Annotated in this window: 10 protein-coding genes; 6 read left to right on the top strand and 4 right to left on the bottom strand. The window is 68.8% G+C overall.

Annotated features, from left to right (window positions below):
* Positions 1 to 74 precede the first annotated feature (74 nt).
* On the bottom strand, positions 75 to 1,433 hold the full coding sequence (locus WJ16_RS25585; protein WP_069259829.1) for an MFS transporter: 1,359 nt from the start codon (positions 1,431 to 1,433) through the stop codon (positions 75 to 77).
* A 177-nt stretch (positions 1,434 to 1,610) separates the two neighbouring features.
* Positions 1,611 to 2,570 carry an MBL fold metallo-hydrolase gene (locus tag WJ16_RS25580; RefSeq protein WP_069259828.1) on the bottom strand — a complete coding sequence of 320 codons (960 nt, stop codon included), beginning with the start codon at positions 2,568 to 2,570 and terminating at the stop codon, positions 1,611 to 1,613.
* A gap of 177 nt (positions 2,571 to 2,747) precedes the next feature.
* Between WJ16_RS25580 and WJ16_RS25575 the strand changes: the two genes are divergently transcribed.
* Together WJ16_RS25575 and WJ16_RS35370 are read left to right on the top strand one after the other, a co-directional pair.
* Positions 2,748 to 4,400, top strand: a complete 1,653-nt coding sequence (locus WJ16_RS25575) for an IclR family transcriptional regulator (RefSeq protein ID WP_069259827.1) — start codon at positions 2,748 to 2,750, stop codon at positions 4,398 to 4,400.
* Positions 4,401 to 4,641: 241 nt separating this feature from the next.
* Positions 4,642 to 4,785, top strand: a complete 144-nt coding sequence (locus WJ16_RS35370; protein ID WP_167375398.1) for a hypothetical protein — start codon at positions 4,642 to 4,644, stop codon at positions 4,783 to 4,785.
* A gap of 427 nt (positions 4,786 to 5,212) precedes the next feature.
* Here the strand turns inward: WJ16_RS35370 and WJ16_RS25570 are convergent, their stop codons facing one another.
* Positions 5,213 to 5,695, bottom strand: a complete 483-nt coding sequence (locus WJ16_RS25570) for an Lrp/AsnC family transcriptional regulator (protein WP_069259826.1) — start codon at positions 5,693 to 5,695, stop codon at positions 5,213 to 5,215.
* Between the two features lie 285 nt (positions 5,696 to 5,980).
* On the opposite strand from WJ16_RS25570, the gene WJ16_RS25565 reads away from it, so the two are divergent.
* The 4 genes from WJ16_RS25565 to WJ16_RS25550 all read left to right on the top strand — a co-directional run bounded on the left by WJ16_RS25565 (position 5,981) and on the right by WJ16_RS25550 (position 10,579).
* Positions 5,981 to 6,646: a LysE family translocator gene (locus tag WJ16_RS25565; RefSeq protein WP_069259825.1), complete on the top strand. Its 666-nt coding sequence runs from the start codon at positions 5,981 to 5,983 to the stop codon at positions 6,644 to 6,646.
* Positions 6,647 to 6,769: 123 nt separating this feature from the next.
* The gene (gene kch, locus WJ16_RS25560; protein WP_069261133.1) at positions 6,770 to 7,945 is read left to right on the top strand and encodes a voltage-gated potassium channel protein; all 1,176 of its coding nucleotides are present in this window, start codon (positions 6,770 to 6,772) and stop codon (positions 7,943 to 7,945) included.
* A 69-nt stretch (positions 7,946 to 8,014) separates the two neighbouring features.
* Positions 8,015 to 8,446 (top strand): YqaA family protein, encoded by a 432-nt coding sequence (locus WJ16_RS25555; RefSeq protein WP_069259824.1) that lies wholly within the window; start codon positions 8,015 to 8,017, stop codon positions 8,444 to 8,446.
* 150 nt (positions 8,447 to 8,596) lie between these two features.
* The gene (locus tag WJ16_RS25550; protein WP_069259823.1) at positions 8,597 to 10,579 is read left to right on the top strand and encodes a methyl-accepting chemotaxis protein; all 1,983 of its coding nucleotides are present in this window, start codon (positions 8,597 to 8,599) and stop codon (positions 10,577 to 10,579) included.
* Between the two features lie 32 nt (positions 10,580 to 10,611).
* Here WJ16_RS25550 and WJ16_RS25545 read toward each other — a convergent pair whose 3' ends face one another.
* A complete protein-coding gene (locus WJ16_RS25545) occupies positions 10,612 to 12,267 on the bottom strand; it encodes an acyl-CoA synthetase (RefSeq protein ID WP_069259822.1) in 1,656 nt (551 codons plus the stop codon).
* Positions 12,268 to 12,427 lie beyond the last annotated feature (160 nt).

Genomic DNA, 12,427 nt, shown 5'->3' with positions numbered 1-12,427 from the left:
GATGGATGGGGATGCGGGGCTCGTACGGGATGCCGGTCGCCGTCGCCCGCGGGCGGCCACCGGCCGTGGCTCGCTCAGTCGCGCGTTACGTGCGTTACGGCTTCGCCCTTCACGCCGAGCATCAGCGCGACGCCGCTCGCCACCAGCAGCGCGGCCAGCAGATACACGGCGAGATCCATGCTGCCGGTGCGCGTGCGGATCATCCCGATCACCCACGGGCTGACGATGCCGCTCGTGATCCCGATGCTGCTGATCAGCGCGATCCCGGCCGCGGCCGCGTTGCCCGACAGATAGCGGGTCGGCACGGCCCAGAAGATCGGCAGCGCGGCGAAGATCAGCGTCGCCGCGATCGACAGGCACGCGAGCATCGCCGCGAAGCTGTGCAGATGCAGCGTCAGCGCCGCGAGCGCGAGCCCGCCGCCGATCGTGCAGCACGCGAAGTGCCTGCGGCGCTCGCCGGTGCGGTCCGACCGGCGAGCGATCAGGATCAGCCCCACCGCGCCGACCGCATTCGGTACGACCGTGTACAGGCTCACGGCCACGACGTCGGTCACGCCGAAGTCGCGGATCATCAGCGGCATCCAGAAGTTGAGCGTGAGCGACGCGCACGTCAGCGAGAAATAGATGAACGCGAACAGGTACACGCGCGGGTTGGCCAGCGCCGCCGCGAGGCTGCGCCCGTCGTGCGCGTGGCCGTGCCCGCGGCCGTCGGCGCATAGCGCGGCGACCCGCGCCTTTTCGGCGGAACTGAGCCACGCGGCATCCTGCGGCCGGTCGACCAGCAACTTGAACGCGGCGAACGCGAGCAGGATCGCCGGCGCGCCTTCGATCGCGAACATCCACTGCCAGCCGTGCAGCCCGAGCACGCCGCTCATGTCGCGCATGATCCAGCCCGACATCAGGCCGCCGAGCACGCCGGCCACCGCGACGCCCGCGAAGAACACCGAGATCGCGGCCGCCCGCCGGTTCGCGGGGAACCAGTAGGTCAGGTACAGCACGATGCCGGGAAAGAAGCCCGCTTCGAACACGCCGAGCAGGAAGCGCAGCACGTAGAAATGCGACGGCTGCGACACGAACATCATCCCGGTCGACGCGATGCCCCACAGCAGCATGATCCGCGTGAACGTGCGGCGCGCGCCGAAACGCGCGAGCAGCAGGTTGCTCGGCACTTCGCAGAACACGTAGCCGACATAGAACACCGCGGCGCCGAGGCCGTACATCGCGTCGCTGAAGCCGAGATCGTGCTTCATCTGCAACTGCGCGAAGCCGATGTTGATGCGGTCGAGGAACGACACGACGTAGCAGAGGAACAGGAACGGCACGATCCGCCACGCGATCTTGCGGAACAGTTGCGCGTCGTCCGTGGCGGCGGATACGGAAGCCGAAGCGCTCGCGTGCGCGAGCGTCGCTTCGGCGGGAAGCGATCGGGGCATGTCTCTCTCCAAACAGGCTGCACGATTCGAGCGCGCAGCCGTCTCCCAGGGCGTACGTGCGCCCTGCTTTCTGATGAGATCGGATGACGGCGGACGGGCAGGCGGCGCAACGCCGCGGCCGGTCGCCGCTTCAGCAAAAAGGCGGGGCGCCCTGCCGGGTGCCCCGCCCTCGGGTGCTCAGTCCTGCAGCGCGGCCCACATTTCCTTGTCGCGCTGCGCGGTCCAGATGCGCGGATGGGTGATGCCGCTCGCTTCGTCGTACGCACGCGACACGTCGAACGGCAAACAGTGCTCGTAGATGAACACGTGGCCGAACTTCGGGTCCATCGCTTCGCGCGTGAGCGCCATCGACGCCTTCAGGTCGAGTTTCTGCTCGACGGCCTTGCGGCCCTGGGCGAGCAGCGTCGTGACGAAATCCTTCGTGTAGTCGAGCCCCTTGTTCACGTCGGCCGGGTTCAGCAGCGCCGGGCCGCGGCCCGGCACGAGCTTCTCGGCGCCGAGCGCGCGCAGCGCCTCGAGCGTGGCCGGCCACTGTTCGAGCTGCGCGTCGCCGCAATAGCACGCGGCGTCGTATTCGACGAGGTCGCCCGAGAACAGCACCTTCTGCGACGGAATCCAGACGATCGTGTCGCCCTTCGTGTGGCCCGAGCCGACGTGCATGATCTTCACTTCGAGCTTGCCGAGGAACAGCGTGATCTCGCGCTCGAACACGAGCGTCGGCCACGTCAGGCCGGGCACCGTCTCGACACCGGCGAACAGGCGCGGGAAGCGCTCGATCTCCGACTTCATGTCGGCCTCGCCGCGCTCGACGATCATCTCGTACGTGCCGCGGCTCGCGATCACGTGCTGCGCGCCTTCGTCGAAATACGCGGACGCGCCGAGCACGCGCACCGCGTGGTAGTGCGACAGCACGACGTGCTTGATCGGCTTGTCGGTCACGCTGCGGATCTTCGCGATCAGGTCCTGGGCCATCGCCGGCGTCGCGGTCGTATCGACGATCAGCACGCTGTCGTCGCCGATGATCACGCCCGAGTTCGGGTCGCCTTCGGCGGTGTACGCGTACGCGTTGTCGGACAGCTTCGTCCAGGTGACTTTCTTCTCTTCCAGATCGGCTTGGGAGGCGAATGCTTTGGCCATGTTGCGTTCCGTGGCTGCGAGCCATGTGTTGAGGGGAGTGAGCGGATCATCTTCCCGCGCCGAATATTTGTCAATGACAAAGTCGCTTGCTATTGTCTAATGCGGGTAAACCTGCGGGCTGGCGCGATAAATGGCGTCGGATACCATGCGGGGTTTCGTCAACGAAAGAATCATCGCGTGCAGAACCACGAAGTCAGCGCAGACGATGCGCCGCCCAAGGCGCAGCGCGGGATCCAGAGTGTCGAGGTCGGCGGACGGCTGCTCGACGCGCTCGCGCGCCGGCGCAAGCCGCTCGGCCTGTCCGAGCTGGCCGCGGCGGCCGACCTGTCGACCGCGCAGGCGCACACCTATCTCGTCAGCCTGATGCGGCTCGCGCTCGTGAAGCGCGATGCGATCACCGGCAACTACGAGCCCGGCCCGTTGTCGCTGCGGCTCGGGCTGATGTCGATCGAGCGCCAGCCGGCCTATCGCGCGGCGCTGCCGCACGCGGCACGGCTCGCCGAAACGGTCGGCCTGAGCGTCGCGCTGTCGGTGCCCGGCGTGCTCGGCCCGACGATCGTGCGCATCGAGCACGGCGGCTATCCGCTGCACGTGAACCTGCACGTCGGCTCGGTGATGTCGCTCGACACGACGGCCACCGGTCGTGTGTTCCGCGCGTTCGGCGACCCCGCGCAACTCGACGCGATGGCCGCCAGCCAGGCCGGCGCGGGCGCCTCGCTCGCGGGCGCCGAGCAGCCGGCGCCGGACGCCGGTGTGCCGCCCGCGGACCTCGACGCGATCCGCGCGCGCGGTATCGAGCGCGGCGTCGACCTGCCGAGCCCGGGTGTCAGCGCGATGTGCGTGCCGGTGTTCGACGCGCAGGGCACGCTGCAGCTCGCGTTGACGGTGATCGGGTCGACGGGCTCGATCGACGTCGACTGGGACGGCCCGATCGCGGCGGCATTGCGCGACGCGGCCCGGCAGGCCACCGCATCGCTCGGCGCCGCGCAGGACGCAGCGCCGCCGTCGGCGTCCGGCCCGGCGCCGGCTGCGGCGCGCGTGCCACCCGCGCTCGCCGACGATGCGAAGGCGCAACGCGGGATCAACGCGCTCGACAGCACCGGCGAACTGCTGCTCGCGCTGGTGTCGGCAGGCCGCGCGCTGCCGCTGCGCGACCTCGCGGCGGCGGCCGGCATGCCGGCCGCCAAGGCCTTTCCCCATCTCGTCAGCCTGCAGAAGATCGGGCTGCTGAGCCGCGACGACGCGGGCTGCTTCGGCGGCGGCCCGCTCGGTCAGGCGCTCGGCCTGATCGCGATGCAGCGCGTGTCGCCGACGCGCGACGCGGACGCCGAAATCGTCGCGCTGGCTGCCGCGACCGACATGAGCGTCGCGGCTGCGACGCTCGGCCCGCTCGGACCGACCGTGATCCGCCTCGAGGAATCGGCGCGGCCGCAGCACGTCAGCCTGCAGGTCGGCACGGTGATGTCGCTCGTCAATACGGCGATCGGACGCATCTTCGCGGCCGGCATGTCCGACGACGTGCTGGCCGACCTGCTCGCCGACGAGCCCGTGCGCCTCGCGGGCCGCACCGCCGCGCCGGCCGACGACGCATTTCGCCGGCGGCTCGCGGCGATCCGCGCGGACGGGGTCGATTTCGCGTTCGACGCGCCGGTGCCGGGCATCGGGACGGTTGCCGCGCCGGTATTCGATCACACCGGCAGCATCCGGCTCGTGATCGCGATCATCGGCTCGTCGCGCGGCTTCCCGCGCGGGCCGGACAGCGACCTCGCGCAAGCGTTGCTCGCCGCGACGCGGCGGCTGTCATGGCGGTTCGGGTGGATCGGCGCGTAAGCCGCCGCCCGCCGCCGCCATCCTCCCTGCCGTTCGAATCCCCTTTCTTGTTTCACGCGAGGCCGCTTGGGCACGGCCTCGCCGCGCCTGTCCGTTGCGCGACGGCCTCCGCTATGCATGTTGCGAAGCAGCAACACCAAATGTCAGTAATTCTCATATAACGAAATCGCATTTCACAAAGCGGAGGCGTTTCGCTATGATTAGGGTTATCCCTAACTCGCCACCTTAACGGGGCTTTGTCATGCAAACGTCTAACACCTCCGACCGTTCCACCGAATCCGCTGGCTGGCTCGCACGCGTGGGCGAGCTGCTCGCAGAAGCCTGGGCACTCCACCTCGAAAACTGCGAAGTCATCGCCGAAGCGCACGCCCGCCTGCCGCGCTGAACGGCACGACCGGCCGCCCGCCGGACGATGCCTGCCTGACCCGCTTGCCCGGACGCGCACCATCAGGTCGCGGCGTGCCGGCAACGGGATGCAACGCAAATCGCCGGTCGGGTAGTCCGGTGGAACCCGCTCCCTGTAACGGGAGCGCGATGAAGCCGCTCTGAATCGCTTCGAAGCCGAAGCCGGCGCCGCTCGGCATCGGCGCGGTTTGTCTGCCGGTTGCCCGGGCGGGCAGCCGTTGTCCAACCGGCGCGCGGCTACGCCGGATCGTCGTGCACGGAAGATTCATCCGTTTTCCTGCCCGGGCGCCCACTCGCTCCGCACGCACAGCCGCACGCCCGGTTGCCGGCTTTCTCCGCGCCAGCGCGCAGCGCAATCCCCCGCACCGTCGTTTCAACGACGGCCGCATCCGCATCCCCGCTCCCGCTCACACCTGAATCGACGGCACGTCCTTCATGCAGCGCAGCGCGAACATCGAGCGGCTGTGGCGGATGCTCGAAATCCTGTACAGCTTTTCGCGCAGGAAACGCTCGTAGCCGGCCGTGCCGTCCACCGCGACCTTGATCCAGTAGTCGTACTCGCCCGACACGAGATACGCCTCGAGCACCTCGGGCAGCGCGGCGAGTTCCTCGCCGAAGCGGGCGAGCGCATCGTCCTCGTGACGATCGAGCGTGACTTCGAGGATCACGATGTCCGCATAGCCCAGCTTGCGCTGGTTGACGAGCGCGACATAACCGTCGATGTAACCGTCCAGCTCGAGCTGCCGCGTGCGGTTCCAGCACGCGGTGGTCGACATGCCGATCTGTTCGGCCAGTTCGGCGTTCGACAGACGCGCGTTTTTCTGCAGCGCGCCGAGGATCTTGCGGTCCTGACTGTCGAGCGTTTTCGGCGAGCGTTCACGTGCGGCCATGGCAAAAAAGAATCTTCTCCTGAAAACCGGGATTTTATCTGAACGCCATTCCGGATTTGTGTCGGTTTGTGTGGAAAAGCGGAAGCCTTTTAATCCGGCCCGTTGATATATTTTCATCCATGCCTGCTGTCCGGCACGTTCCCGCGACAACCCCTTCGCACCGGCACGCACGGCCGCAATCACGAGTTGCGGTGCCGGCCGGCAGGCATGCGATTCCCCGCCGCCCGCGCGCCTATCCGGCCACGCGGCTTCGGCGCCCCTGATCCTGTTCCTGCCCTACCCGTCATGTCGTTCAGGCTTTACCTGTCGTTTCTCGCTGCTTCCGCCGTTCTCGTCTACGCCCCCGGCCCCGTCAACCTCCTCACCATGAACCAGGCGCTGCGCGCCGGCTGGCGCCGCGCGCTGCCGTGCGTCTGGGGCGGCACGCTCGCCGTGCTGCTGCAACTCGCGCTGACCGCGCTGTGCCTGAATTCCCTCGTGCATCTCGACGAGCGCGCGCTGACCGTGCTGCGCTGGGCCGGCGCCGCCTACCTCGTCTGGCTCGGCTGCAAGCAATGGCTCAGCCGCGCGCCGGCGGCGGCGCCTGCCGGCTCCGCCGCGGCGATGGCGGCGATGGCGGCAACCGGGGCGGCCACACCCGAGACCGACTCGCACCGCGCGCTGTTCTGGCGCGGCGTCGCAACGTCGGGGCTCAATCCGAAGACGCTGCTGTTCTTCCCGTCGTTCTTCCCGCAGTTCATCAGCCCGAGCGCCGACTGGAGCCTGAACCAGCAGTACCTGCTGCTCGCCGCGACGTTCGCGGTGCTGTTCGCGCTCGGCGTGGCGTCGATGGCGCTGTTCTCGCACCGGCTGAGCCGCGCGCTGCAGCGGCCCGCACGGATGCGCGCGATGAACCGCGTGACGGGCGGGCTGCTCGTCGGGATGGGCGCGATCATGGCCGGCTGGAACTGACAACGACCGGGCGGCCGGCTTCATCGCGACCGCCGCCGGCGTGCGTCGAAAAAGCAGCCGATCGCCGAATGCTTTAGGGTAGCGGCTGTTTCGGTGGACATGCCCGGCCGGCCGGGCGACTGGATGAAGCTTCTCACTACCCGCCTGCGGCGCGTGTTCGCGCCGATCGGCCTGCACTGGTATCTCGCCCTCCTGCTCGCGCTCGATGCGCTCATGGTGCTGCGCCCCGTCGTCGAACACGCCAGGCTCGGCCTGCATCACGCGTGGCTCGCCGATGCGCTGAATCTCGTCGCCAACGCCGGGCTCGTCGTGCTGCCGCAAGTGGTCGTCGCGGCCGGCCTCGCGACGATGGCCATCGGCATCGTGCTGCGCGCCCGCGTCGCGTGGGTGCTGTCGATCCTGCTGCTGGTCGCGGCCGCCGCGATCAGCGTGCTCGGCGGCTACCGGAGCCATGCGGTGTTCGTCTATACGGCCGTGCTGACCGTTGCGCTGCTGTACTACTGGCGGCACTTCGACCGCGCGAGCGTGGCCGCGAGCAGCCTGTTCGCGTTGCTGAGCATCGTGTCGCTGCTGATCTACGCGACCTTCGGCGTGCTGTATCTCGGCGACGAATTCTCGCCGCCCGTCCACGATCTCGCCACGGCCGTCTATTTCTCGATCGTGTCGATGTCGACGGTGGGCTACGGCGACATCGTTCCGCATGCGCCGACCGCGCGCCTGTTCACCGCGTCGGTGATCGTGCTCGGCATCACGGTGTTCGCGACGTCGATCAGCGCGGTCGTCGGCCCCGTGATCGGCGGCAATCTGAAACGGATCGTCAAGGGAGGCATTTCGAACGTGATCCGCAAGCATCATTACCTGATCGTCGGCGCGACACCCGTCGCGCACGCCGTGCACGACGGGCTGCGCAAGCGCGGCTACGCGGTGACCGTCGTCGTGCCGGCCGGCGTCGAGCACAACTATCCGGCCACGACCGACCTGATCGTCGGCGATGCGACCGACCACGCGGTGCTGGAAGGCGCCGGCGCGGCGACCGCGCGCGCGGTGCTCGCGCTGCGCTCCGACGACGCCGAGAACGCGTTCATCATCCTCGCGATCCGCGAAATCGCACCGTCGGTGCGCACGGTCGCGCTCGTGAACCAGCAGCGCAACCTCGAACGGCTGCGCCTGCTGAAGCCCGACATGGTGTTTTCGCCGCAGCAGCTCGCGGGCGAACTGCTGGCCAGCACGCTCAACGACGAACCCGTCGACAAGTCGGTGATCTCGCACCTGCTGTTCGGCACGGCCGATGCCGCATGAACAGGTGAATGCATGATCGTGTGAGCGTGTGCCTCACGACCCGCGGCGCGCGCCCGGTACAATCGCGCGATGCCTGAATTGCTCGCTTACGGCGGCCTGTTCGCCGTGTCGATGGTCGCCGCGACCCTGTTCCCGCTCCAGTCCGAAGCCGTGCTCGCCGGCCTGCTGGTCGCCGGGCGCGAACCCGTCTGGGCACTGGTGCTCGTCGCGAGCATCGGCAACGTCGCCGGCTCCGCGATCAACTGGGCGCTCGGGCGCGGTATCGAGCACTTTCGCGAACGCCGCTGGTTTCCCGTGAAGCCCGCCGCGCTCACGCGCGCCGAGCGCTGGTACGCACGCTACGGCCGCTGGTCGCTGCTGCTGAGCTGGGCGCCCCTGATCGGCGATCCGCTGACCATGATCGCCGGCGTGCTGCGCGAGCCGCTGCCCACCTTTCTGCTCATCGTGACGATCGCGAAGGTCGGCCGTTACCTGGCCGTCGCGTGGCTCGTCACGCACTGACACCCGCCTTCTCGTCGCCCACCCGCGCACTTGCCGGCGGCGCCATCGACGACGCGCCGCTAAAGATATCGCCGAAATTGCCGTATTAACCGGTCGACTTGCGGTGACGCGTGCGTTCCGCCCCCTCTCACTCCCCACTCAGGACGTTTCATGAGATCGACCCAATTGGGCCGGGTGAGCGTCGGCGCGCGTCTTGCCGCGCTGGCGTGTACGCTCGTCGCCCTGCTGTTCACCGTTTTCGCGTGGACGCTCGCCCATTTCGCCGGCCAGCAGCTCGCGGAAGAAGCGCACATGCGGATCGTCGACAAGGAGCAGTCGATCCGCGCGATGGTCGACCTGTTCGACAAGGCGCTGTCGGCCGAAGCGAACCGCTCGATGGCGCTGTTCGCGAGCTTCCTGCCGGCCGGTTTCTCGCTCGACCCGGCGCGCACCGTCGACATCGGCGGCGTTGCCGCGCCGACCCTCTACGCGGGCGGCCAGCCGCTCGACCTCGACTATTCGATTCCCGACCAGTTCCTGACGAAAAGCGGCGCGATCGCGACGATCTTCGCGCGCGACGGCGACGATTTCGTGCGCATCACGACGTCGCTGAAGAAGCAGGACGGCGCGCGCGCCGTCGGCACCAAACTCGACCGGGCCGGCCCCGCGTACGCACCGCTCGTCGCCGGCCGCAGCTACACGGGCCTCGCGAAGCTGTTCGGCCGGCCGTACATCACGCAGTACAAGCCGGTGACCGATGCGACCGGCCGCGTGATCGGCGCGCTGTTCGTCGGCCTCGACATCGGCGCCGAACTGAAGCTCGTGGAAGACGGCATCCGCTCGCTGAAGATCGGCAACAACGGCTACTACTTCGTGCTCGATGCATCGCAGGGGCCGTCGCGCGGCACCTTCGTCGTGCACCCCGATGCGGCGGGCCAGCCTGCCGACGACGGGCGCGCGCCGTACGCGCGGATGCTCGCGGCCGGCGAGGGGCGGCTCGCATATACGTCGACCGATCCGGCCGCGCACGACGGCGGCCCGACCGCGAAATTCGTGTCGTTCACGACGATTCCGCAGTGGCAATGGCTCGTCGGCGGCATCGCGCTCGACGACGAGCTGCTCGCCACGATGCGCGCGACCCGCAACCGCTTCCTGATGATCGGCGCCGTGCTCGTCGCGGCGTTCGCGCTGCTGTTCGTCATCGTGGTACGCCGCGTCGTGAGCCGGCCGCTCGATGCGGCGGCACGGGCGTCGGAGCGCTATGCGGCGGGCGACCTCAGCGTGCGCATCCGCGACGGCGCGGGCACGCGCGGTCAGGCCGGCAACGACGAGATCGGCCGGCTCGTGCAGGCGGTCGACGGGATCGGCGACGGCCTCGCGCGGATTGTCGCGCAGGTGCGCAACAGCTCCGCCGACATCGCGCGCGGCACGGTCGACATCGCGGCCGGCAGCGGCGACATCGCCGCGCGGATCGCGACGCAAGCGAGCAGCGTCGAACAGACGGCCGCCAGCATGGAACAGATCACCGCCGCCGTGCAGCAGAGCGCCGAACACGCGGCGCAAGCCAACGCACTGGTCGCGCACGCGTCAACTGCCGCGACCGACGGCGACGCCGCGGTGCAGCGCGTGGTCGCGACGATGGACGACATCGGCCGCGCGACGCGCCGGATCGCCGAGATCACCGGCACGATCGAAGGCATCGCGTTCCAGACCAACATCCTCGCGCTGAACGCAGCCGTCGAGGCGGCGCGCGCGGGCGAACACGGCAAAGGCTTCGCGGTGGTCGCGGCCGAGGTGCGCGCGCTCGCGCAGCGCAGTGCGGCCGCGGTCAAGGAGATCGACGCGCTGAGCGCCGAATCGTCGACGACCGTCGAACAGGGTTACCGGATCGCGGAGGCCGCGCGCGGCACGATGCGCGACATCGTCGCGCGCGTCGACCAGGTCCGCACGCTGATCGGCGAGATCAGCGCCGCGTCGCGAGAACAATCGACCGGCATCGAGCAGGTGAACCTGGCCGTCACCCAGATCGGCGACGCGACGCAGCAGAACGCGCTGCTGATCTCGGATGCCGAACGCGCGGCCGTCGCGCTGCGCGACCAGGCCGCGCACCTGTCGGACGCGGTCAGCGTGTTCCGGCTCGAAGAGAACGCGTGATAACGGGCGGCAGGCTGCGGCCGGCCCGCCGCCTACTTCTTGTCGTCGCCCGCCAGATCGATCGCCTTGTCCGATCCCACCGCATTGCGCAGCTGAAACTTCTGGATCTTCCCGGTCGACGTCTTCGGCAACTCACCGAACCGCACGGCCTTCGGCACCTTGAAGCCCGCGAGCAGCTGCCGGCAATGCGCGATGATCTCCGCCTCGGTCGCGCTCGCGCCGTCGCGCAGCTCGACGAACGCGCACGGCACCTCGCCCCATTTCGGGTCGGGCATCGCGACGACGGCCGCGACCGCCACCGCCGGATGCCGGTACAGCGCATCCTCGACCTCGATGCTCGAGATGTTCTCGCCGCCCGAGATGATGATGTCCTTCTTGCGATCCTTGATCCGGATATAGCCGTCCGGCATCAGCACCGCGAGATCGCCGGTATGGAACCAGCCGCCGTGAAACGCGTCGTCGGTCGCCTTCGGGTTCTTCAGGTAACCCTTCATGCAGATGTTGCCGCGGAACATGATCTCGCCGAGCGTCTCGCCGTCGGCCGGCACGGGCGCCATCGTGTCGGGATCGAGCACCGTCGCGCCCGCTTCCAGGTGATAGCGCACGCCCTGGCGCGCATTGAGCCGCGCGCGCTCGTCGTCGGGCAATGCGTCCCAGTGTGCCTGCTTCGCGCACACGGTCGCCGGGCCGTAGACCTCGGTCAGCCCGTACACGTGCAGCAGGTCGAAGCCGATCTCCTTCATCTTCGCGATCACGGCCGGCGCGGGCGCCGCGCCCGCGACCATCGCGTGCACCGTGTGGTCGATGCCGGCACGGAATTCGGCCGGCGCGTTCGCGATCGCGCTCTGCACGATCGGCGCGCCGCAGTAATGCGTGATGCGTTCGCGGCGGATCAGGTCGAACACCGTCTTCGCGTCGAACTTGCGCAGGCAGACGTTCACGCCCGCGCGCGCCGCGACCGCCCACGGGAAACACCAGCCGTTGCAGTGGAACATCGGCAGCGTCCAAAGGTAGACCGCATGCTTCGGCATGTCCCATTCGAGGAGGTTGCTGACCGCCGCGAGATACGCGCCGCGATGGTGGTAGACGACGCCCTTCGGGTCGCCGGTCGTGCCGGACGTATAGTTCAGCGCGATCGCGTCCCATTCGTCGGCGGGTGGCGTCCATGCGTAGTCGGCGTCGCCGCTGGCCACGAGCGCCTCGTAGTCGGTCGCGCCCGCGAAGCGCGCGGGGTCGGCCGGCATCGCATCGGCCACGCTGACGATCTTCAGGCCCGGCACCTCGAGCGCCGCGCGATGCGCGAACTCCGCGTATTCGGTGTCGACGATCAGCACCTTCGCCTCGCCATGGCGCAGCATGAACAGCACCGACGACACGTCGAGCCGCGTGTTGATCGCGTTCAGCACGGCGCCGGCCATCGGCACGCCGAAGTGCGCCTCGACCATCGCCGGGATGTTCGGCAGCATCGCCGCGACCGTGTCGCCGCGCCCGACGCCGAGCCGCTCGAGCGCGCTCGCCAGCTGCTTCGCACGCGTGTAGGTCTCGCCCCACGTGCGCCGCACGTCGCCGTGCACGATCGCGAGGCGCTCGCCGTAGACTTCCGCCGTCCTGACGAGGAAGTCGATCGGGGTGAGCGGCACGTAATTCGCGTCGCGGCGGCCGAGTCCGGCCTCGAACATCTGCGTCATGATCCTGTCTCCCGTGTCCTGTCGACCGGGGCACTTTCACCCCGGATCGTTTTGATGTGGTTCAATTGCCGACAGCCTAACGGGCGCTATTGTGAGCCGTCTGTCATCGAAACGACAGAGTGCGTGTCACGCGCTGCGCGTTATCCCTATCCTCGCAAAC

Origin of the sequence: Burkholderia metallica, from assembly GCF_001718555.1 — a bacterium.
GTDB lineage: Bacteria > Pseudomonadota > Gammaproteobacteria > Burkholderiales > Burkholderiaceae > Burkholderia > Burkholderia metallica.
The sequence above is the reverse complement of the archived record's forward strand: the minus strand, read 5'-3'. Positions and strand labels throughout refer to the sequence as shown.

What these genes read in the sequence shown, in the direction of transcription:
- WJ16_RS25585 (WP_069259829.1), bottom strand. Translation starts at nt 1,433, where the DNA reads ATGCCCCGATCGCTTCCCGCCGAAGCGACGCTCGCGCACGCGAGCGCT.
- WJ16_RS25555 (WP_069259824.1), top strand. Translation starts at nt 8,015, where the DNA reads ATGCCTGAATTGCTCGCTTACGGCGGCCTGTTCGCCGTGTCGATGGTC.
- WJ16_RS35370 (WP_167375398.1), top strand. Translation starts at nt 4,642, where the DNA reads ATGCAAACGTCTAACACCTCCGACCGTTCCACCGAATCCGCTGGCTGG.
- kch (WP_069261133.1), top strand. Translation starts at nt 6,770, where the DNA reads ATGAAGCTTCTCACTACCCGCCTGCGGCGCGTGTTCGCGCCGATCGGC.
- WJ16_RS25570 (WP_069259826.1), bottom strand. Translation starts at nt 5,695, where the DNA reads ATGGCCGCACGTGAACGCTCGCCGAAAACGCTCGACAGTCAGGACCGC.
- WJ16_RS25565 (WP_069259825.1), top strand. Translation starts at nt 5,981, where the DNA reads ATGTCGTTCAGGCTTTACCTGTCGTTTCTCGCTGCTTCCGCCGTTCTC.
- WJ16_RS25545 (WP_069259822.1), bottom strand. Translation starts at nt 12,267, where the DNA reads ATGACGCAGATGTTCGAGGCCGGACTCGGCCGCCGCGACGCGAATTAC.
- WJ16_RS25550 (WP_069259823.1), top strand. Translation starts at nt 8,597, where the DNA reads ATGAGATCGACCCAATTGGGCCGGGTGAGCGTCGGCGCGCGTCTTGCC.
- WJ16_RS25580 (WP_069259828.1), bottom strand. Translation starts at nt 2,570, where the DNA reads ATGGCCAAAGCATTCGCCTCCCAAGCCGATCTGGAAGAGAAGAAAGTC.